This window comes from Novipirellula herctigrandis (assembly GCA_007859835.1).
Lineage (GTDB): Bacteria > Planctomycetota > Planctomycetia > Pirellulales > Pirellulaceae > Novipirellula_A > Novipirellula_A herctigrandis.
Window position 1 is genome coordinate 511,500 of record SJPJ01000001.1, and the last position, 21,874, is coordinate 533,373.

A 21,874-nucleotide genomic window follows, 5' to 3' on the forward strand; every position below is an offset into this window, starting at 1 on the left:
GCACCAACGTCGTTAATTCATGCCAAAGGTCACTCTACAAAAAATCGAAAAGTCGTTTCAGGCACGCCCGCTTCTGTGTGGGCTGAATCTAGAGACCCGCCCCAATGAATATTTGGTATTGCTTGGTCAGAGCGGGTCTGGAAAGACGACCACATTAAGGATCATTGCTGGCTTAGAAAAGCCGGACCAAGGCGGAATCTATTTTGACGATGTTGATGTCAAACAAGTTGCCGCGCGGCATCGCGACGTGTCCTTGATGTTCCAGCACGATGGCCTATACCCGCATTTGACCGTAGAAGAAAACCTTCGCTTTCCACTCAGAGGCAAACTGAATCGGGCAGGTCAGTTGTCGCGGATCGAGCAAATCGCTGGCGTTCTCGACATCGAACCTTTTTTGCGGCGTATTCCCGAACGGCTTTCCGGAGGCGAACTTCGCCGCGTCTCACTCGCGAAATCGGTCATCCGACAAGCTTCGGTACGATTGCTCGATGAACCGCTTTCGGCTCTCGACGCATCACTGCGACATCAATTCCAGCATGACCTAGTTCGCATTCATCGCCAATTCCCCGCTTTGACGATTCATGTCACCCATGATGGAAACGAAGCGATGCGAATGGGGGATCGGATTGCCGTTTTAGATCGTGGTGTTATTGCACAAATCGATACACCAGAGAACATCTACTGGTCACCTGCAAACGTGTCCGTTGCAAAAGCCGTCGGATCGCCTCCGATTAACTTGTTCCGGGCAAAACAAATTGGCGATAGGGTCCGGTTTGATTTAGCGGGCATTGAGCCACTTCATTTGCCGGGTGTGAAGACTGAAAACGAACTCGATATCATCGTCGGAATCCGACCCGAATCGTTTCAAATCGATCGGGAAGCACCTCGTACAACGGCCAGACAATTGCGACTAACCGGCGAGTGCTGTTGGACAAGCGTGTTTCAGGGAATGCGGCAAATGCAACTTCGCTGTGGTTCACAAACCGTCGAGGTGCTGCTTGATCGATCCGAAACCGTTAGCGTCGGCGCCACGATGCAATTAAAGGCGTCGGGCGGAAATGTTTATCGGTTTGAGGCCGATGGCGGCAATTTGCTTGACAACCCAAGTGAGTAGCCCTAACGTAGCGACTAAGCGAAATCGCAAAGATTCGCGACCCGCCTACCTACCCCACCTCCGCTTGAGAACTCTACCCATGAACGTTCGATGGTTCTTCGTTTCGCTGTTTCTTGTCGGATTAAACCTGATTCAATCGGAACTCACAGCGGATTCGACAAGGTACGCGTACCCGCCTAAGGTGTCGATCGAAGAAGTTGCTGAAAAAATCACATCAGCGTCGAAAGACCATCCACGATTGTTTGCCGATGGTGAGACACTCCACCAGCTTCGCGAATCGGTCAAGCAATCCGCATTAAAAAAGAGGATCGCCGATGGCGTCATCAAGAATGCCGAAGCATTGCAGGACATTCCGCCTGTGGAACGCAAATTGGAAGGTCGGCGATTGCTATCTCAGTCACGCCGCTGCCTCGAACGAGTCCTTACGCTATCGACGGCTTTCTACTTGACGGATGACGAGCGATTTGTGCGTCGTTGTGAAAGGGAGATGTTAGCCGCTGCTGCGTTCGAGGATTGGAATCCGAGTCATTTCTTGGATGTCGGCGAAATGACCCTGGCGTTGGCAATTGGCTACGATTGGCTCTATCACCAATTGGCACCCGAATCACGCGAAACGATTGCGGAAGCAATTGTCAAAAAGGGTGTCTCGCTGCCTTGGGAAACAAGGCACAAGGGATGGGTTCGGGCGGAGAACAATTGGGGACAAGTTTGTCATGCCGGTTTAACGGCTGGTGCGATTGCGGTGATGGATTTTGAACCGGAGTTGGCTGCCAAGACTATCCATAACGCGATCACCAATGTCCCCCGTTCCATGAAAGCTTTTGCACCCCAGGGAAGTTACCCCGAAGGCCCTGGCTATTGGTCCTACGGCACAGGTTTTAACGTCGTGTTAGTCGATGCAATCGAAACGACGTTAGGAACGGATTTCGGGTTATCGGCGGCACCTGGTTTTTCCCAGACGGGCGGCTATTTGGCGATGGTCACAGGACCATCAGGCTTGACGTTCAATTATGCCGATGGCGGATCGGGGCGATCTCCGCAATCTTCGCTGTTCTGGTTCGCCAATAGGTACAACATGCCCGGATGGCTACGCGGTGAAACAGCGAGGTTCGAAAAATTCAGATCCGATGCGGGGCCCAAAACAGCGGGACGGGGTGGAAATCGCTTGTTGCCACTGGCGTTACTTTGGATGGGCAATTCAGCAAGTGACGAGAGTGCGAACGTGGCTCAAAACAAAATGCCGTTGCACTTTAGCAGCGGAGGCACTGTCCCGATCACGATCCACCGAAGTGATTGGGACCAAGCCCCAGCCACTTTCTTAGGGACAAAAGCAGGATCACCGTCGGCAAATCATGGCAACATGGACGCCGGTTCGTTTGTCCTCGACGCAGACGGAGTCCGCTGGGCATCTGATCTTGGGGCGGAAGGTTATCACGGCATCGAGTCACGTGGTATGGATCTATGGAACCGAAGACAAGATTCCGATCGCTGGAAGATTTTTCGACAAAGCAACGAAAGTCACAACACGCTTGTGATCAATGGTAAATTGCAGCGGGCGTCGGGTTACGCAAAAGTTGTTGATTTTTCAGACGATCTCAATGATCCGTACACCGTCATTGATTTGACGGATGTCTACAAAGATCAAGTCAAATCGGCCGTTCGCACCTTTCGAATGCTGCCCAGTGGCGAAGTCACCATCCAAGACGAGATCCAAGGGTTAAATCCCGGTGCAACCGTCCGATGGGGGATGATCACGACCGGAACACCGGCCCCGAAGAGCCCTTCGCAGTCGATGGTCTTGCTTCAAAACGACAAGCAATTTCGATTGAAATTGGAAAGCCCCTCATCGGTCGAGTGGCAGGTCATTGACACGGAAAAACCTCGCAACGAGTGGGATTCTGCTAACCGAGGAACTCGGATGATTGCCGCGGAGGCAATCGCACCCACGTCGGGCAAATTGAACATCCTCGTGCGGCTAAGCCCGGGATCAACGATCGACTAGAAACGCCACTTTGCGACTCCGTTAGAACATTTTCATCATGGGAACAGCACGCAAATGCGAGGTCAATCGTGGGCGTTAGGTTTCGACGTTTCGGTCGCACCCAAATGGGTACGATTCATCCTTGAACTCGTACGCCTCGTGAAACTCTTGGAGCTAGCACGAACGATGTGGATAACGGTCAAAATCGGTCTTGTCCTCGATCGAAGTCTCTTGCGACAATCCGCTGCCGCGACGTCCTTTGATTTTGGCTTGATTGAAAATGTATCTAGGCGACCCCAACGACCAACCCAACCCCTTTGCCCTCCACGTTGATGGCAATCGAAAATCGCGTAATTCGTTTAAAACGGCTACCAAATTCTTCATATTGGTGGCATTCCTATTCGTCGCGACCGTCTCGATCGGCAGCTATAGTCGACAATGGATCGTCGGTCATCTGATGAGCGACTTTGAGCAGATGCACGTCCCTGAGAAACAACAGCGGCTTGCCCAAATTGCCGAACTTGGCTTGCCTGCGATTGAGCCACTGGTAGGTAGACTAATCGACAAAGAAAACGAAGTCGCTCGAACCGCTTACGAATTGCTACGTGAATCCCAGAACACTTGGACGTCGCTTGATTGGAATGAGGCCCGCAAACATCATCATGCAATGGTTACGGCGATGGCCAACATCGCAAGTGCTGTTCCCGACGACCGCACGGGGTGGACGACGAGCCTAGTACAACAAACGATTATGGAATCGGTTCAGAAGCAAGACCAAGAATCGAATGAGCTTTACAAATTGGCAACAAGCACACTGTCACGAATGTCGCTAACCGAAAGTGCCGGGCCGAGCATCCTCAACTCCGAACCACTCGACAATCAGGCACCTGTACGTTTGGCGGTGCGTTCCAAACCATTGCCAGTCACCGAAGCCGATGCGCTCGACGCGTGGACCGATTGGCCTTTGCCACAATCGGATACACCAACCGACCAAGAAAACTTCCGCGAATCGTCTTATCGCGAATCGACGTACAGCCCAATGCCCGAGACACCGCCAACCGAATCGGTGGAGCAAAGCCCCTCGGTGTATCGTTCTTCGGCCATTCGTTTGACCCCGGTCGCACCCGACGAAGCGGTGGTGTTAAGCGATATCCGCGTCTCTCAGGCGAAGCCCAACCGCCAAGAGGTTGTCCCAACAAGCTATTTGACCGATTCGCCGCTCGAAACGTACGACACACCATCAGTAATTCACTGGCTTGGCAGCGAGGAATCCGCACTACGTGAACGAGCGAAGACTGAATTGGCCAAAAGAGGATTTTCGCAGCAACAAATTGCCTTGGGAATCCAAATTTCATCACCAGATCCTGCGTCACGGCTCGCGTTGGTCGACGCAATCGCTCGATCGCGCATCGAGAATCCTCGTGCCTGGCTCGTAATGCTGCTCGATGATGCCAATCGCGCCGTTCGTCTACGGACGATTTCAGTCATCGCAACGATGAACGACGCCGAAATGTCCAATCGATTGCGGGAACGACTCGATCAAGAACGTGATCCCGTGGTCAATGCTCGCATTCGCCTGGTGCTGAATTTGCGCTAGTTTCATCGGAAATTTTCCGTTGCGTCTCTGCCAATTGCTACAATGATAATTGGCACACAAACTTGTATTTGCCGAAGCGTCATCATGGGCACTGGATTACCTGTCGTGAATGCGTCCGATCCCCGTTTGCGGATTGAAGCAAAGGGGGCTCGTTGGTGGTCCGACCAACCAGACGGGCGAATTCGATGCAACTTGTGTCCACGTGCTTGCTGCTTGAAACCCGGTGACCGGGGATTTTGTTTCGTTCGCAGAAACGATCACGGGGAAATGGTCCTCGACACTTACGGTCGTAGCACTGGCTTCTGTATCGATCCGATTGAAAAGAAACCACTCAATCATTTCCTGCCGGGCACACCGGTTCTAAGTTTTGGAACCGCCGGCTGCAATCTTGGTTGCAAGTTCTGTCAAAACTGGGACAGTTCCAAAAGTCGTGAAGTGGATCGCGCAAGCGCAAACGCGACACCAAGGGCGATCGCTTTGGCAGCCGCCAGACACGGATGCCGCAGCGTCGCGTTCACCTACAACGATCCCGTTATTTGGGCAGAGTACGCGATCGATACCGCAGCGGCTTGCCACGAACATGGGCTCAAAACCGTCGCCGTCACAGCGGGCTATATCACCGCCGAAGCACGTGGCGAGTTCTTCCAAGCGATGGATGCGGCGAACATCGACCTAAAAGGATTCAGCGAAGAATTCTACTTCCGGATGACCGGTTCCCACCTCGATCCCGTTCTCGATACGATTCGATACGTCTGCAACGAAACCGATTGCTGGGTCGAATTGACGAACCTGATCATTCCCCATGCAAATGATTCGCAAGACGAAATACGGCGGATGTGCGATTGGATTCTCCAAAATGTTGGCGACAATGTGCCGATTCACTTTACGGCATTCCATCCTGATTTTCGGCTGACGAATCGCGACCGCACCTCGCCTGATACTCTTGCCCGGGCCTACGAAACGGCGTGTGCGACCGGTCTTCGCTACGTTTATGTTGGCAATGTCCACGACGTAGCGAGGCAAAGTACCTATTGCCCGATGTGCGGTGAACTGCTGATCCAAAGGGATTGGCACCAAATTGAGCGTTACCACCTAAGTGGCAATCAATGCCCACAATGCCAACATTCGATCGCCGGCCACTTTGAGCCGAAACCAGGATCGTGGGGCAATCGCCGATTACCCATTCAAATTCCTATCGAACCTCCCGTTCTAACTCCTGACCTCAATGAGGTAGCTCCGATGCAAACGAAGGAAATTCATAGCGTGGATGATTTGGCGTTTACCACTGATGAACTGCATCGAATCCACCGTTCGGCATGCCGGTTGGTTTCCGCAGCAGTGCGTCAAGAACCTTGCGATGTTACTGAAATGCTTGGCGATTTGGAGAATCGTACGGTCGCAGGCGTCTTCGTGACGCTGCGTCGGCGCGACACACTTCGCGGTTGCTGCGGTTCCATCGGCCAATCTGGTCCGCTTGGGAAAACATTGGCCGAAGCCGCTGATCGTGCGGCGCGGCATGATCCGCGTATGACACCGGTGGCGGATGTTGAGTTGCCATACTTGAAAGTGTCCTTTTCGATTCTAGGGCCACCACATCCGATTGACGCAAAAGGCGAAGATCGCGTCGGTGCCGTAGAAATTGGCAAACATGGACTGAGGATTCGTGCGCAAGGATTTGCCGGGTTACTCCTTCCCACGGTCGCGACAGACCGTGGTTGGGATGCACGTCAATTCCTCGAGGCAGTTTGCACGAAAGCAGGTTTGGCACCGACCGTATGGCAAAATCGTGACGCGATCGTCGAAACGTTCGATGGAATCGAGTATGGCGCACCGTTTTCCGAAGGAACGCCGCGGCCCCAACATGAATCACCTGCGTACGGCGAACACGATCTCGTTCAACTGGCTCACTGGGTCAAAACCAATTTGACGGCAATCCAATCTGGCGCGACGCCGCACTATTATGTCGCCAGCGTGAACGATCGAGCCGTGGTTGGCATCGTGTTCCAGCTCGCCGAGGAAAATTCGGCGCAAATGCCAAAAAGTTTTGCGCAATTCTCCCTTCGGGATGGCGTACCGATGCAGTCAACGCTGTACCAAATGACACAAAACGCTGCGACAGCTTTGGCCCCCAAGGTGCACGCCGAGTCAACGGAAGTTCGTTTGGCAATATTGACTGCCCCTGTCCATCATGGAACCGACGTGGACGCAGATCTTGATGGACTCAATTGCCGACATCGCGCACTCATTGTGATCCAAGGCAACCGATGGTCACTTGCCTATCGGCGAACCGCCAACCCTACAGAATTGCTTGCGGAAACCATGAAAGGTCAATCGTTTCGAACGGGTGCCGCTCAGGTTTACAGTGTGTTGTGTGACTCAACCGAAAAAAAATTGGCGGCATCAATGGGCCCACAGGCGATCGACGTCGTCTCGGTTCGTCCCCCGGCGGTGGCAGGTTCGTTTTATCCTGCTGATGATGTCGAGCGTGAATCGCTTGTCGATGAGCTTATTGATGGCTTCGATTCAGTAGAGAAACAAACCGTCGCAGCCGCGATGGTACCGCACGCTGGTTTGCGTTTTTCGGGCCGCGTGGCCGCAGACGTTTGGCGGCGGATTGAAATTCCAGAATCCGTATTGATCATTGGCCCAAAACATACCGGCGACGGAATGGATTGGGCCGTGGCCCCGCATAACCAATGGCGAATTTCGCCGTCCGTGTCCATGGAAGGAAACATTGATTTGGCGCAGCGAATCGCGAAATCGGTCAGCGGAATGCAACTCGATTCGGTTGCCCATCGGCGTGAACATGGCATCGAGGTTCAATTGCCACTGTTGCATCGAATTGCACCGAAAACAAATGTTGCTGCAATCGCGATGGGCAGGGCAAACTATGAAGAGATCGAAGCGGCTGCGAAGCAGTTGGCAACGTGCTTAATGGAGCTTGTGAATCCGCCTCTGCTAGTGATCAGTAGCGATATGAACCACTTTGCGGACGACGACGAAACCCGCCGCCGCGACCGAATTGCACTTGATACGCTGGCCCGACTCGATGCCCTACGCCTACTAGACGTCTGCGCGGAAAACAACATCAGCATGTGCGGCCAAGTTCCGGCGGCATTGGTGTTGCTCACACTCAAGGCTATGAACCGAGAACTTCACTACAACGAAATTAACTATGCGACTTCAGCGGACGTCTCGGGGGACCGAACACGCGTGGTCGGGTATGCGGGAGTGACGTTTTAAGAAAACCAGAAACGCGGGACGAAAGCAAAAAGCCCCGTACAATGCTATGCCCCGCGAATAGTGGGGCCTATTGTGTTGTGCTGCAACCCAAAGTGGCGAAACTTAGGCGGGGTCAGCGAATGAAGTTCACTCGTTCGCTAGATTATTAACCGCTGCACGCGGTGGTTGTTGCTGTCTAAAACATGCACGCGGTTCATGGTGTCCACGACGACGCCCCATGGTTGGTACAATTGACCGGGCTGAAATCCGGGGCCGCCCCATGTTGCGATCCACCGACCGTCGGCTGCAAGATGTTGAAGTCGTTGGTTGCCATATTCACAAACAATCATCGTTCCGTCGGCCGTAAATGCCATGTCGTACGGATAGTAAAATTCACCTTCTCCGACACCTTCTTTTCCGATCACTTCGATCAGTGACGGTGTTTTCGTCGACAAATCAAACCGTTGAATTCGATGATTGCACGCATCGACGACCCATAGAACGTCTCCTTGAACGACTAAGCTTTGGGGGCGAACGAATTGACCACGCTCGCTTCCCGTTCCACCCCACTGGGTCATGAACTTGCCTTCCGGATCGAACTTTTGAATTCTATCCGAGTCGCCGTATTCACCAATGTAATAACAACCCTCATTGTCACAAACCGCGTCGGTCACAAACGCAAACTCGCCCGGGGAGTGGCCCGCCGTGCCACCAATTTGTTGGTCATCGCAAAGCGTGCCGTCAAGCGTGTAGACAAGCATGCGATAGTAATGCGTATCGGCCACCAATAAGATTGGCTCTTGAAGCTGGGCTGCGTTAGGAAGCTGGGCTAGGTCAGGGATTTGGGCTGCGTTAGGAGGAACTGGCGTGTTGGCTCTGCGAATCGCCAAACCAGTTGGACGTCCGTTTGCGGTTTGCGGCGTGCTCCATCCCCGAAGGAAGACGCCGTCACTATTGAACACTTGGATGCGTCCGGTGGTGTCCACAATGTAAAGTTGGTCATCGTCATCGATTGTGATTGCTCTTGGTTTCAAAAAGCGTCCATCGCTGAAACCACGTCGCCCCCACACTAACTCAGGCTCGCTCGCCGCCACGGACGACACGCATCCCGATGCGGTGGCGATCGCAAATGATAGCGACGAGGTAAGCGTTCTAGTCATCCAAGACCGCCGGTTCATGCTTCGCTCGGTGTTTGTAACTTCGCAACCTGTGTTTGGCATTGATAAGATTTGTAGAGAGGAAAACAAAATGGAAACACGAAAATGGCGGACTTGTGAAGTCGTTTTAACAGACCGTACAATTGGGGGATTGGGATCGACAACCGAGCCGATTGAGTTGGCTTGATTGAAAAATGGAACGAGTCACCATCCCGCCATTCAAATTTTGACGAACATTTTGTCAGCCGTTGGGCGTTAGCTGGCGGTTTTCACACGTTTCGCGAAGAAAACCAGACGCGAACGCGTTGCGTCTGATATTTCCGGGACAGTACCTAGACTGCTGGGCCACCGATTTCATGTTGAAAATAATAGACCTGCAAGCCGCCGAAGATTCGCGTGATATCGTGCATCGAACGGTCCAAGCGTTGGTCGAAGGCCAAGTCGTTGGCGTTCCTACGGAAACAAGCTACGTTTTGGCTGCGCACGCTCTATGCGAAGCCTCGGTAGCCCAATTGTACGAACTAGCCGAGCCAACCGTGAACCACACGGAGTCAGACTCGAGGGAAATCGCGACATTCGAACTTTCGCTACGCAGTCGCGAAGCTGCATTTGATTTTTTGGGTAACAACTGCGATACCGCTCGACGATTGGCCCAGCGATGTTGGCCGGGTCCGTTGACGATGGAAACCCGCTGTGATCAGCCATTTTCCGCACTCAGCCAACTACCTCAGGCCGTCCAGAAGCTGCTGTGTAGCGGATCCGACGACAATTTGGCCTCGGACCATCATTGGTTTCGGTTTCGCGTGGTCAATAACGACATTTTGGACCAAATTCACCGCTACTTATCGGCACCTTTGGTTTTGCTCAATCCCCCTGGGGGAGCGACCAATGAGGTGGTTGCGACGGCCGATTCGGTCCTTTCTCAGTACCAAGACAAATTACCACTGCTGCTCGACAACGGCCCAACTCGTTATGGTGGTAGGACGACGGTGGCCCGAGTGAATGGCCACCGATGGAAATTAGTCCGAGAAGGCGTGATTGAGCGGGCAGCGATGAATCAATTTGTGAAGCCAGTTATCGCATTGGTTTGCACTGGAAATACGTGCCGAAGCCCAATGGGCGAGGCGTTACTGAGGGAAGCACTGCGGAAACGAACCGGCAGCGAGGACGCTGTTCGCGTTGTATCGGCGGGGGTCGCAGCGGGTGCCGGATCCGGAGCGAGCCCACAAGCCGTCGCGGTGATGGGGCGGCGCGGACTGGATCTGACCGGGCACAGTAGTCGTCCCCTCGACGAATCCGTGATGAATGTCGCCGATTTGGTCTTAACCATGACGGCTGGCCACCGCGCTGCTATTCTTGCCGCATGGCCCGAAATGCACGATCGCGTTTTTACACTTCGTCGCGACGGAGGAGACATTTCGGATCCGGTGGGAATGACAATCGAGGTTTACCAAGCTTGCGCCGACCAGATTGATGCCGAATTAGGAAAATGGTTGGACTCTCTCGGCGATGACTTTTTCCCTGAGTGCGAATCAGTATCGGAATAACGGAGATAATGGAATGTTTAGAGTATGCATTGCAAGTGATCACCGCGGTGTTCAAATAAAATCACGGCTCGTTCAGTCGCTCAAAGCGGCTGGGTTCACGGTTTTCGACGAAGGAACCGATGGCGAAACGGCAGTTGACTATCCGGATTTCGCAAAAAAAGTGGCACGCAAAGTCAGTTGCGGTGAAGCAGATCGTGGCATCCTGATTTGTGGAACGGGCATCGGAATGGCGATCACGGCAAACAAGTTCCCTGGCGTGCGTGCGGCTTCCTGTTTGGGGGAAGTGATGGTGGAAATGAGTCGTCGTCACAATGACGTGAACGTCCTCTGTCTCCCAGGGGATGCGATCGGCGATCGCCCGGTCGACGAGATCGTCTTGTTATGGTTGAGGACCGAATTTGATGGTGGTCGGCACGGCAGTCGGGTCAGCAAGATCTGCGAGATCGAAAAATCAAATCTGCGTCATGATCCTCCTTGCGAAAAATCTTAGTCTAACCACCATCCAACGGACTCCTTCGGATCGTAAAGCCGATGGCTAAAACATCGACATCTTGGCAATCTCTGATCGGACACTCTCGGATTGAAAAATGGTTCGAAGTGGCGATCCGCAAACAGCGACTTGGAGGTAGTTTTCTTTTCGTTGGCCAAAACGGAATCGGCAAACGGACCACCGCGCTGTTGCTCGCTCAAACGCTGTTGTGCGAAAAAAACGATCCATCGGAAATGGCTCCCTGTGGGGCTTGCGAAGCATGCTTGCAGGTAACTGCAAGGACGCATCCCGATGTGACCCGAGTCGGAAAACCAAATGACAAGTCGTTGATTCCGCTTGAATTGTTGATTGGTCCACCGGAATCGCGAATGCAAGAGGGATTTTGTCGCGATATTCGAATGCGTCCCTTCCGCGGACGACGACGCGTCGGCATCATCGAAGATGCGGACTTCTTGAATGAAGAAGGTGCAAATTGTCTGCTCAAGACACTCGAAGAACCACCTTCGGGGGCGGTACTTATCTTGATCGCAACGAGTGAGCAAAAACAATTGCCGACCATTCGATCGCGGTGCCAAACGATGCGTTTTCAATCGCTTTCCCCCGCGGATGCAGCAAGATTGATTCGCGAGGTTCACGAAGTCGAGGCGACGGATGAAAAAATTGCCCAAGCGGTCGAGGTCGCCGGCGGTGACATGCACGTTGCAGTTCACCTTCTAAGTGGCGAAGCGGATGAACTCAGCAATGCGTTACAGTCTGAATTTGGAGCCAAGAATCCGGACCCAGTCGCGCTTGGCCGGATTATCAATTCGCATGTGGAACAGTCGGGCAAAGATGCGTCCAAGCGACGAGCGGCAATGCGAGATGTGTTTTCGTTTGCGATTCAATTCTACCGGAAGCAATTGAAGACCGAATTGCTCGACCGACAATTGGCGGCACGATCCATGAACCGCTTGGATCGATCAATCCGAGCACTTCGAGAAGTCGATCGCAGCGCGAATCAGGCGACATTGATCGAATGCTATTCGGCGGATATCGCTGCAGCAGTCACTGCCGACCGAGGACAGATCGGATAGGTTTGTCGATCACAGGTTGTTGGATCACTGGCCGTTGGATCACAGGTTGTTGGATCACTGGTTGTTGGATCACTGGCCGTTGGATCACAGGCCGTTGAAATCGTCCAAGGCAAACTCTCATCAGAGCGTGATCCCTTGGAGATGCCGGCCAAACGAGTCACCACCTTCGGACAACGTCGCGTTACAAAGGAAATTGTTCGACTTCACCGTATAACGGCATGTAGCGGTAATAGACTTCCAAAATCATCGCGGCCATCGCCGTCGAGTAGAGTCGGCCACCCTGATCACCATAGCGATCCTTGAAATGCCAACTGCCGGCTTCATGACCGTTCGTCGCTTGGGTAGCCACCAATCCGTCGCGAAGCCGTGTGTTCCATGCATTCCAACCATGGTGACGAGAATGATGCAAAGCAAGCGTGGCGTAATAGTTGTGGTACAAGTTGTTCGGCAATGGGCCGCGGGCCGCAATCCCATCGAGTGCGTTTTGCATCGCAATTTCGTATGGCGAATGCCCCAAATACAACATCATCGTCACACCAATCGCCGTCATCGTCGGTTCGGGGGACGGAGAGCGGTAGCCAAATTCGTACGTTCCTTCACGTGCCATTTTCAATAGAAATCGATGAGCGTTGCGAAGCGTGTAGTAGGGCAAAGGAATCTTGTTGCGGCGAGTCGCGATCAAGGACAATACCTGCCAACCCGTAATCGTTGTGTCACCCGGTTGGCCTGGTCCATAGCCCCACGAACCGCTCGGTTCATGTTGTGCGCGGACGGTAAAGTTCATGCCTCGCGTCGTCAGGTCACGCAAATCCGAATCACCTTCTTCGAAACCTTCGCGGCGAGACATCGAAAGTGATTCCGCAACGGCTAAGAGTGCGATGCCATGGCCGTACATGCTGCCTTGTTGCCAATCGATCCCATATTCCGATTCGGCACCTGCCGAGCGTAAATAATACAATCCGTCGCGGATCACCGTATCGTATTTGCCTTCATGTTGTGTGTAGCCTGCCCCCATAAATGCCAATAAGGCTAAGCCCGTCGCCCCTGTGGCTGGAGTGGGCGTTTCCCCTGCATTGCGACTGTTGCCGCAACGGCCATTGCATGGCTCAAGCTCCAAATTGAATGACCACGATCCGTCGCGGCGTTGATGATTGGCTAACCAAGTCAACGCATTCTCGACCGCTTGTTCGCTGGCGGCTGTCGCCCCAAATTGTTGGCCCAAACGACTACGCCCCTCGGGGGTTCGTCCTCCCAATCCACCACCGCTAGGTAGCTGTAAGCGACTAGCAACGTTTGAAGATGCGCCAACGACGGCCTGTTTCAGCCCCACTGCGCTGGGAACTCGGTCCGATTGAGCTACCTCGCTAATCGGTGACTGAATTTGCGTTGGTTCCGCCACTGCGATAGTGACCGTTTCGGGGCGTTCGGCCAGCGAAGGCATATCCGTCATGGATTGCGCGTCCATGGGCGCAGCCTGTTCAAGGACAACGTCTTCCACAGGCGGACCTTGTGCCGCCTTAATTTGTAAACGAACCGGTACGACAACCGCTAGTGTGTAAAGGGCCAACAGAATTAACAGCGTCGTATGAACGATTGTGCTGATTAAGAACGCAACGATAGCGGTGCGACGCCCGCCCGACTCTTGCTCCGGTCGCAGCGGTGTTTCCACTTGTGACGACTGCAACGGACTAGTTTGAAGTTGCAAACTCGAGTCGCGTGTGGCGTCAAAATGAGAACTTGAGGTTGCCCCGGGGAGCTGAAGTGGAGGCGCAGCCGAATTCGTGCCAGTCATACCGGTCGTGTCGATTTCGCTTGCCAAATGGAAATTTCCTCTCACTGGACTATAGCACGAAAGGACGTGTTTTTGGGAGAATTCTTATAGACATGTTAACCTTCACAACGTTGGAAACGTCATTGATCTAGACTCCGTTCGCTTGCTTCGCACACATCAATCCGAAAAACCGATGTCGGATTTGCGACATGAAAAGAATCGTAACCGAAGAAGATCCAAAGAAGTTTGGACTTGCGACCGGTTTCAGAACGCATAGAATCAAGGTTAGAAGAAGCGATGGACTGGTTTTGGTAAATGGCGATCGGGTTGTTAGAGCGGCTGACATAACCCGGCCAAATCAGAGGCTGTCGTTCCGCACGTCACTCAAGGAGACTAATTTGCTTACAGAAAGAACCATCGAAAAGATGTTTCGTCAGTTGATGAATGACCCAAACCGAAATGAAGAAACCTTTGACAAAGCCGAAGAGCTTCTCGAAGATGAGCTTCGCGCGGAAAGCCCACTGCGTCATCGACTGACGGTGGAACTTGAAGAACTGCGACAAGCAGCAAAGACCTAGAACACGAACTCCATAGAAAAGTTCGATGGACGTTCCTGGTTGACGGCTAGGCACACGCGTCAGACCAAAGAGTCTGACGCATTTACGTCAGTTTCCAAGACACGGTTCCAAGACACGGTTCCAAGACACCCAGATGCCTAGGTCCCCAGCCCTCCGTTGGGATCGGTTCAAGTGCTGTAACCAAATATCAGATATTTGATGCATACAGCTTGCAGGTACATTTTGAGTTGATCTCACACCCTACCCCTCCAAAGTGTCCGACGGTCGAGTCGCAGCCTAGCCAACCAACGCAATCAGCAATAAGAGCGTTGGGCAACAATCTCTAAACGAATGAGAATGCTTTCGCGGTGTCATACATCGCGATCACGTTTTCGACTGGTACTTTGGCTTGAATATTGTGAACCGGCGCAAAGACATACCCGCCGCCGGGTGCAAATACCTGCATGTGCTCGGTCACCTCTTGGATCACTTCTTCCACCGTGCCAAATGGCAATGTGTGTTGACAATCTAACGATCCACCCCAAAAGACTAACTGATCTCCAAACTCCGCCTTTAACTCGGCGGCGTCCATACCGTCAGCGCTCGTTTGCACCGGATTCAAGATGTCGACTCCCATTTCGATTAGGGATGGGATCAACGTTCGCAGCGCACCGTCGCTATGTAGCAATAATTTCATCGACGTGTTCTGGTGAATCCATTCGATGCCGCGTTTGTAGAACGGCATAATCCGATTGCGAAACATCTTTGGCGACAAAAACGGCGCGTGCTGCATTCCAAAGTCGTCGCAAATTTGAATGATTTGAACGCGATCAGATACTGCATCGGAGAACCGTTTCAGGTTCTCAATCCAAATATCAGTGAGTTTCCCCAACAACTCGTCGACATAGTCTGGTTCGGTTGCCATCGTCATCATCCATGCGGAAAAGTCACCGGTTCCCAATCCAAAGAACAATTCATACGGAGGCCCCATCGGTGCAACGATCGCAAAGTCGGTGTTTTGCCAAAGCGCCTCGGCCTGGACTCGGTAGTGTTCAGCCAATGCGCTACTCATCGTTGGCGGATTGACTTGATCCACGGGCAAATGCGCTGCGCCTGGATATTTTTCAAGCCGATCGAAATAGTAGCCATCTTTGGGCATCCGCGCGATTGCAATCCCCTCGCGTAGCAAAACCAAATCGCCACTCTCGTCGGTTACAGGATTGAATCCACCGGGTACTTCCACTGGCGTCCCATCGAACATCTGCCATGACTTCCAGTCCTTATTGTCAATTCCAAAAGCGACTTGCGGACGATTCAATCCGACCACGTCCGCACCAAATCGTTCCATCACCGGACGCTCCACTTCCGCTAACATTTGATAACAATCGTAAACGCGAGTCGGCGTTCGCAGGTCTATTGGCTGCTTCAGTTCGTGGTAAGTTGAGGCAGCAATCCCCGATTGCCGCGTCCCGCCTAAATCGATAGGTACCTGATCGGTTTGTTGATGATTGATCGCCGCAAGAACACGTTGTCGAGGAGTCATCGTTATTTACACCGGCGCGATAAAATGGAGGGTGAACGAGTGTGGATAAATGTGTTTTATCCTGCCATTTTGACTGACAAGTTGTTTCAATACCAGCTTGGTCATTCTGTCGCATAAGGTTGCACTCGGTTCATTGCATTGTAGGCTGCAGCAGTCTAAAACGAACGCCAATGATTTTTGAGACCAAACAAATAGGAATCGACTAATATGGCCCCACTCATCGAGCGTTTGCTCTCCCACGGAACTGTGATCCTTGACGGCGCTTGGGGAACTCAGCTGCAACAACTCGGGCTCAATGACGGCGAATGCCCCGATTCATTGAATTTAAGTTGTCCAGACAAAGTCGAAGAAGTTCCGCGAGCATACGTTCAAGCCGGCAGCCAAGTTGTTTTGACCAACACCTTTCGTGCGAACCGCATCGCACTGCAAGGCTACGAGTTGTCCGGTCAAGTCGAGGCAATCAACCGTGCCGGTGCCGAAGTATCACTACGTGCCGCAGCCGATGCAGCCTCCGTGTTCGCATCGATCGGCCCAAGTGGCAAAATGCTCATGACCGGTGAAGTGAGCGAGGCGGAACTGAATGACGTGTTCACCGAACAAGCCGAGGCGCTTTGTAGCGCCGGCGTCCATGCATTGTTGGTCGAGACAATGTCGGATTTGGCCGAAGCCAAGATCGCATTGACGGCTGCTAAAAGGACTGGCTTGCCCGTGGCCGTTAGCATGGTGTTCGATTCAGGGAAAGACCTCGATCGCACGATGATGGGCGATACGGCAGAGAAGCTCGCAAAGGAGCTGACCGATGCGGGGGCCGATGTTATCGGAGCGAATTGTGGTCAGGGTATCGAATCTTATATTGGAGTCTGCAGTCAACTTGCCGCCGCTACCGATTTGCCAATTTGGATCAAAGCAAACGCCGGGCTGCCGCAGATGGAAAACGGCGAAGTCGTTTATCGCACCTCCGCCGAACAATTTGGCCATTTCGCACCGGCCCTCGTTGACGCTGGTGCCCGATTCGTCGGCGGTTGCTGTGGTACTAGCCCTGATTTCATACGCGAGTTGAAAAGATCGATTGGCTAACTCAACCGCGCCCTTCGACTTTCTATCAACCACCTGATATTCAAACAGTCTCTCTCTGTTTCCACAATGGCTCGCTGAGCTCAAGGGTGCGTTCGCTATCGCTCGCACGGTCAAAAGCCAACTGACAAAACCCGACCATTATTTTGGCAATATGGCGCGGTGGTATCGACAGTCGAGCCCGCTAGAATGGCCGTCGTGGAGACACGCTCAGAACGTTTCTTTCGTTCTGATGCTTGTTGTTTCAAAAAGTACTACAAATGAAATAAATATAGAGCTAGGAATATAGATGGGTAAAGTCGGAATTGGATTGAACTTGGAAGCAGTTCGAACATCACATAAATCGTTTGAATGGGGTGTTCAGTTTGCTGCCGAGATTGGGTACGAATACATCGAACCGATGGTGCATTGGGGACGCGAACTGCTCAGTGAAGCGAGATACTTCCACAGCGTTTCGATGCTTGACGATCCGTTCCGCGTTCGTGACGAAGTGGAAAAGCATGGTTTGAAATTGTCGGCGCTTTCATCGCATTCCCAGGCATCCAAACCTGAAATTGCGGTGGAGTACTTGAAACAAGCTGCTCGATTTGCCAAAGAAGCGGGCGCGCCAATCATCAACACGCACGAGGGACACAAACAACCTTGGACAACCAAAGAAGAAGACTTTGTGTTGATCCGTTACTCGTTAATGGAAGCTCTGAAAGTTTGTGAGCGACGCGGCATCAAGATTGGATTTGAGATGCACCAAACGTACTCACTGATTCCTGAGCTTTATGATCGCTGCCTTAACTTGGTCGATTCGCCCAACCTTGGTGCCAACTTTGACACCGGCAATGCTTACCTTGGCGGAGAGGACCCGCACGAGTGGCTCAACCGAGTCAGAGACCGCGTGATCCACATTCATGCCAAAGATATTTCGGTCGAACAATCCGATGCCGAACGAGGCAAAGTCATGGGAACGGCTGTCGGTTGTGCGTGCGGCGAAGGAGTCATCGACTGGGAACGAATCGTTTCGATTTGTCGCAGCGTCCCTCAAGACATCGTGCTCAGTGTCGAATGCGGCACGTTGGACCAAGCCGAACGCAGTTTCACCCACCTAAAGTCCATTATTGGCTAACGCATCCTTCCCACCTCACCACTGAATAAAGCTCGCTATGCATCCCACCTCGAAAACGACACGTCGCAATTTCCTCCAAAAAGCAACGCTGACAACGGCGACAGCATTCGCATTTCCAACGATCATCCCACGAACGGCGTTGGCACAGGGTGATCGTCCTGGAGCGAATGATCGGATCACGGTTGCGGGGATTGGCGTTGGCCGCCAAGGAAGATCCATCTTTCAGCAAGCTATCAAGGACCCTCGTACGGAGGTCGTTTGTGTTTGTGATGTCAACAAACCACGTGCCGAGGGAATCGCCAAAGGGGTTGGCGCGAAAGCCGTCTATCAAGACTATCGAAAAGTGCTTGATCGTGACGATGTCGATGCAATTACGACGGCAACACCCGAGCATTGGCGAGCCAATGTTTGCATCTCAGCCGCGTTGGCCGGAAAGCATGTCTATGCCGAAAAGCCCTTGACGCTAACAATCCCTGAAGGACGGTTGATGGTAAAGGCGGCACGTCGCACAGGCATCGCTTTTCAAACCGGTTCAATGCAAAGGTCGATGAGAGAAAACTTTATTGGCTGTGAATTTGTACGCCAAGGAGGTTTGGGCAAGATCCAAGAAGTGATCTCGGCGAACTATGAAAGCCCGTGGCATGGTGCGTTGCCCGCACAGCCTGTCCCCGCAGGACTCGACTGGGATATGTGGTGTGGACCAACGGAACTGGTTCCCTATCACCCCGAGCTCTATATTCCGCGCGGCAAACCAGGGTGGTTATCATTTATGCCCTACAGTGGTGGCGAAATGACCGGTTGGGGCGCTCACGGGTTTGACCAAATTCAATGTGCGCTCGGTAAGGATTTAACGGGGCCGACCGAAATCCTAGTGGACGGTCCTGCATTAGAATTGCCGACCTATACGGAACCCGAAGTTTCCAAACGTGGCAACACACTCTGCTCACAACCACGTCTTCGCTATCGATACGCCGATGGACTGACCGTACGGTTAGAAAGCGGCAACCGCGGTGGTGGAATTTTCATCGGTACAAAGGGCAAGATGGAAATCTTTCGGCAGCGTTTAGGTACCAATCCGCGAGAAATGGCAAAAGAATTGCTAGACAAACATCCACGAAAAAACGAAAGCCATGTCGGTAACTGGCTTGATTGTTGCTATTCGGGCGAATTACCGATAGCAGACGTCGAAATTGGACATCGCAGTGCAACGATTTGTCACTTGCTTAACATCGGTCGACTGTTGGGACGCAATCTTAAGTGGGATCCGGATGCGGAACAATTTGTAGGTGATCAAGAAGCCAACGCGATGCTCACGCGGCCTGTCCGAAAAGGCTACGAATGGCCGCAGGTCTAACGAAACTCTATCAAACGTTCTTCAAATTTGCCGCAACCGTTAGAATCGGCAATCATCGACCTATCCTAAATGGGGAAGTGTATCGAGGATACCTCGCAGGAAGGTCGAGATGATTTGAACGACCGGAGAGTTCTGGCTGACGCCAATGATGTAACACACGAATAGAGAATAGATTGTTAAAAGGGCCACTGCTTTTCCGCGGCGCATCTCCACGACCTTCGCCCCGGTGGCTGTTACGTGGCGTTTTCCGGTGTAGTAAATCGACAAGGCGACGATCGTTAACCCCAGTAGGATGAGTCGCAGTTCGCCACTTTGATTTACCACTTCTTCCGACATATCAATCGGTCCGTGAATCAACGTGAACAGGAACAGCGGAAAACCTAAGGCAATGCAGATATCGAACAGATTGCTGCTCAGCGCATTAGCGACCGCGTCGTCATAGTCACCGTCTCGCGCGTCGCGAAGCGACATCACCATGTCTGGAACGCTCGTTGCCATCGACGCAAAAATAACCGCGACAAACATTGGGGGCATGCCCACGCCATGGAGCTCATACCCAAACAGGGAATAGGAAGGATGCTCGACATTGCCTGTCCCGAGCCACTCGCATGCGATCACCAAAAACCAACATGCAATCCCCATCACCGTAGTCGAGGTAACCAGCAAAGGCCAACCGTTCCACTTCCCATTTTCAATTTGTTCCAAGTGGTGTTCTCGAACGAACCATCGCTCTAAGTCGATGATTGGCCCCAGTGATATCCAGTAAACCAATCGGCTAGCCATTAGAGCCCACCTTGACCGCTTCGCCACTTCTTCGGTCTTGCGGTTTTGCTGTCTTGCTATAGCCACCCGTTCGCTCTGACTCTTCATCGAAGTCAGCATGTAGGCGAAGTAACAAAGGTACAGAGTCATTAAGACCAGTCCTTGCCACCAATGCAATTGTTTGCCATTGATCAGCAGGATCAAGACGCACTCGCAAAAGATAAGCGAGATACCATCACGCAATAAGACTTTGGTCGAAACACGTACGCAACTGACATGCGAACTACAGACCACCGTTCCCACCACGGTTAGAATGCATACTGCGGGAATGATCATCGTGTTAAACAGCGCACTACCGGCGGTGGTGCCAATGCCCACCGAAAAACCATCTCGATCCGATAGAACAAAGAGTGCAATGAGCGTCGTCAACAGCTCTGGCATGGAGCTGGAAATCGCATTGATCGATCCGCCCCGGACCCCTTCCGAAAGGTTCCGCCCGATATACTCGGAGGCTACTTCGAACCCATCACAGGCTCGCCGAATTAGCAAGCAAGTGAAAATAATCAGAGCAAGCGGAACAACGATTCCCATACACTCTAGTATAGCAACTCGACCCAGCGTCCTTCCGACTCCAATTCAGCCTTTTGCTTTGGCCAATCTTTCGTAGCGCCAACCACTGTCGACAAGACTTCGTCTAGTTCGTCGCGAATACGTTCCACGCCTGCGACATAAACATACGTTTTGGGGTCGCTAAGCAAATTTTTAAGTTCGTCGGCTCGTTGAAGCATCGCGGTACCCCACCCGCTTTTCTCGGTCCAACCTGGTCGTTTGCTCAGTGCATCGATCGCTTCGAAAGTGTCGCGATCATAGTACATCGCAAAATCATCTTTTTCGTCGTTTCGATACAATAAATCGAGCCCTGTTTGCCCACCGTGGAACAGCTTAATGCGACCGGTAAACTCAGGACAATCTTTGTAGATATGTTTGACGAAAGCACGGAATGGAGCAATACCGGTACCGGCACAAATGAGAATCAAATTCGCATCGTTCTCATCGGGAACATCGAAAGGTTGACCATAAGGTCCCGTCACCGTCAGCGAATCCCCTTCCTTGAGATCGCACAAATAGTTCGATGCTATTCCGGGGTACTCTTCGCCACTGTATTGGTCAATGAAAGTACACCGACGAACACAAATCGTAATCTGTTTGTTTCCGTCGGTGGACGTTTGCGGCAAATCAGCAACACCGTATAGTCGCAAGTGGAAATCTTGACCAAGTTCCTTTGAACCGGGTGCCAGCACACCGATATTGCGTCCCACTTCAACATCAAAATCGGGATCCTCGATCTCAATCGAAATATCACGCACTTCATGGCGCGAGTCCGGTGGAGTCAAACGCTCGCTCCGGAGTACCTTGGCCTTGACCTGTGTTTTCGTATCGTATTCTTGTAAACGCATTCTCTTGCTCTCGTTCGATTAAGTTCCAATCTAAAAGTACGTTGGGCTTTCAAGTCTG

General features: G+C 52.4%; 16 protein-coding genes. 11 read left to right on the forward strand and 5 right to left on the reverse strand.

Features of this window, described 5'->3' with window-relative positions; translation table 11 throughout:
• The first annotated feature begins 19 nt into the window (after positions 1–19).
• The 4 genes from CA13_RS01775 (at position 20) to amrS (ending at position 7,935) form a co-directional block, all read left to right on the forward strand.
• Positions 20–1,114, forward strand: a complete 1,095-nt coding sequence (locus CA13_RS01775) for an ABC transporter ATP-binding protein (RefSeq protein WP_146394241.1) — start codon at positions 20–22, stop codon at positions 1,112–1,114.
• 79 nt (positions 1,115–1,193) lie between these two features.
• Complete coding sequence (locus CA13_RS01780; RefSeq protein ID WP_419193827.1) at positions 1,194–3,116, forward strand: heparinase II/III domain-containing protein; 1,923 nt, start codon at positions 1,194–1,196, stop codon at positions 3,114–3,116.
• 367 nt (positions 3,117–3,483) lie between these two features.
• Positions 3,484–4,692: a HEAT repeat domain-containing protein gene (locus CA13_RS01785; RefSeq protein ID WP_419193828.1), complete on the forward strand. Its 1,209-nt coding sequence runs from the start codon at positions 3,484–3,486 to the stop codon at positions 4,690–4,692.
• Between the two features lie 84 nt (positions 4,693–4,776).
• Positions 4,777–7,935 carry an AmmeMemoRadiSam system radical SAM enzyme gene (gene amrS / locus CA13_RS36105; RefSeq protein WP_146394247.1) on the forward strand — a complete coding sequence of 1,053 codons (3,159 nt, stop codon included), beginning with the start codon at positions 4,777–4,779 and terminating at the stop codon, positions 7,933–7,935.
• 137 nt (positions 7,936–8,072) lie between these two features.
• Here the strand turns inward: amrS and CA13_RS01795 are convergent, their stop codons facing one another.
• Entirely contained in the window at positions 8,073–9,074 is a 1,002-nt protein-coding gene (locus tag CA13_RS01795) for an NHL repeat-containing protein (RefSeq protein WP_419193829.1), read from the reverse strand.
• Positions 9,075–9,427: 353 nt separating this feature from the next.
• Here CA13_RS01795 and CA13_RS01800 point away from each other — a divergent pair, with 353 nt between their 5' ends.
• The 3 genes from CA13_RS01800 to CA13_RS01810 are packed head-to-tail and all read left to right on the forward strand — an operon-like array spanning position 9,428 to position 12,181.
• Positions 9,428–10,618, forward strand: a complete 1,191-nt coding sequence (locus CA13_RS01800) for an arsenate reductase/protein-tyrosine-phosphatase family protein (RefSeq protein WP_146394251.1) — start codon at positions 9,428–9,430, stop codon at positions 10,616–10,618.
• Positions 10,619–10,631: 13 nt separating this feature from the next.
• Complete coding sequence (gene rpiB, locus CA13_RS01805; RefSeq protein ID WP_146394252.1) at positions 10,632–11,108, forward strand: ribose 5-phosphate isomerase B; 477 nt, start codon at positions 10,632–10,634, stop codon at positions 11,106–11,108.
• A 41-nt stretch (positions 11,109–11,149) separates the two neighbouring features.
• Positions 11,150–12,181 (forward strand): AAA family ATPase, encoded by a 1,032-nt coding sequence (locus CA13_RS01810; protein ID WP_146394253.1) that lies wholly within the window; start codon positions 11,150–11,152, stop codon positions 12,179–12,181.
• 181 nt (positions 12,182–12,362) lie between these two features.
• Here CA13_RS01810 and CA13_RS01815 read toward each other — a convergent pair whose 3' ends face one another.
• Positions 12,363–14,018, reverse strand: coding sequence for a prenyltransferase/squalene oxidase repeat-containing protein (locus CA13_RS01815; RefSeq protein ID WP_146394254.1), 1,656 nt, complete (start codon positions 14,016–14,018; stop codon positions 12,363–12,365).
• A gap of 332 nt (positions 14,019–14,350) precedes the next feature.
• On the opposite strand from CA13_RS01815, the gene CA13_RS01820 reads away from it, so the two are divergent.
• A complete protein-coding gene (locus CA13_RS01820; protein WP_146394255.1) occupies positions 14,351–14,530 on the forward strand; it encodes a hypothetical protein in 180 nt (59 codons plus the stop codon).
• Positions 14,531–14,852: 322 nt separating this feature from the next.
• Here the strand turns inward: CA13_RS01820 and CA13_RS01825 are convergent, their stop codons facing one another.
• Positions 14,853–16,052: a uroporphyrinogen decarboxylase family protein gene (locus CA13_RS01825; RefSeq protein WP_146394256.1), complete on the reverse strand. Its 1,200-nt coding sequence runs from the start codon at positions 16,050–16,052 to the stop codon at positions 14,853–14,855.
• Positions 16,053–16,259: 207 nt separating this feature from the next.
• Here CA13_RS01825 and CA13_RS01830 point away from each other — a divergent pair, with 207 nt between their 5' ends.
• From CA13_RS01830 to CA13_RS01840, 3 genes are all read left to right on the forward strand, one after another.
• Positions 16,260–17,129, forward strand: a complete 870-nt coding sequence (locus CA13_RS01830) for a homocysteine S-methyltransferase family protein (RefSeq protein WP_146394257.1) — start codon at positions 16,260–16,262, stop codon at positions 17,127–17,129.
• 286 nt (positions 17,130–17,415) lie between these two features.
• Positions 17,416–18,243 carry a sugar phosphate isomerase/epimerase family protein gene (locus tag CA13_RS01835; protein ID WP_146394258.1) on the forward strand — a complete coding sequence of 276 codons (828 nt, stop codon included), beginning with the start codon at positions 17,416–17,418 and terminating at the stop codon, positions 18,241–18,243.
• 37 nt (positions 18,244–18,280) lie between these two features.
• Entirely contained in the window at positions 18,281–19,597 is a 1,317-nt protein-coding gene (locus CA13_RS01840) for a Gfo/Idh/MocA family protein (protein ID WP_146394259.1), read from the forward strand.
• Positions 19,598–19,657: 60 nt separating this feature from the next.
• Here CA13_RS01840 and CA13_RS01845 read toward each other — a convergent pair whose 3' ends face one another.
• Positions 19,658–20,950 (reverse strand): sodium:calcium antiporter, encoded by a 1,293-nt coding sequence (locus tag CA13_RS01845; RefSeq protein ID WP_146394260.1) that lies wholly within the window; start codon positions 20,948–20,950, stop codon positions 19,658–19,660.
• 5 nt (positions 20,951–20,955) lie between these two features.
• Entirely contained in the window at positions 20,956–21,816 is an 861-nt protein-coding gene (locus CA13_RS01850; protein WP_146394261.1) for a ferredoxin reductase domain-containing protein, read from the reverse strand.
• Positions 21,817–21,874: the final 58 nt, after the last annotated feature.

Coding starts and splice junctions, on each gene's coding strand:
- CA13_RS01775 (WP_146394241.1), top strand. CDS start 20: ATGCCAAAGGTCACTCTACAAAAAATCGAAAAGTCGTTTCAGGCACGC.
- CA13_RS01780 (WP_419193827.1), top strand. CDS start 1,194: ATGAACGTTCGATGGTTCTTCGTTTCGCTGTTTCTTGTCGGATTAAAC.
- amrS (WP_146394247.1), top strand. CDS start 4,777: ATGGGCACTGGATTACCTGTCGTGAATGCGTCCGATCCCCGTTTGCGG.
- CA13_RS01795 (WP_419193829.1), bottom strand. CDS start 9,074: ATGACTAGAACGCTTACCTCGTCGCTATCATTTGCGATCGCCACCGCA.
- CA13_RS01800 (WP_146394251.1), top strand. CDS start 9,428: ATGTTGAAAATAATAGACCTGCAAGCCGCCGAAGATTCGCGTGATATC.
- rpiB (WP_146394252.1), top strand. CDS start 10,632: ATGTTTAGAGTATGCATTGCAAGTGATCACCGCGGTGTTCAAATAAAA.
- CA13_RS01810 (WP_146394253.1), top strand. CDS start 11,150: ATGGCTAAAACATCGACATCTTGGCAATCTCTGATCGGACACTCTCGG.
- CA13_RS01825 (WP_146394256.1), bottom strand. CDS start 16,052: ATGACTCCTCGACAACGTGTTCTTGCGGCGATCAATCATCAACAAACC.
- CA13_RS01830 (WP_146394257.1), top strand. CDS start 16,260: ATGGCCCCACTCATCGAGCGTTTGCTCTCCCACGGAACTGTGATCCTT.
- CA13_RS01835 (WP_146394258.1), top strand. CDS start 17,416: ATGGGTAAAGTCGGAATTGGATTGAACTTGGAAGCAGTTCGAACATCA.
- CA13_RS01840 (WP_146394259.1), top strand. CDS start 18,281: ATGCATCCCACCTCGAAAACGACACGTCGCAATTTCCTCCAAAAAGCA.
- CA13_RS01845 (WP_146394260.1), bottom strand. CDS start 20,950: ATGGGAATCGTTGTTCCGCTTGCTCTGATTATTTTCACTTGCTTGCTA.
- CA13_RS01850 (WP_146394261.1), bottom strand. CDS start 21,816: ATGCGTTTACAAGAATACGATACGAAAACACAGGTCAAGGCCAAGGTA.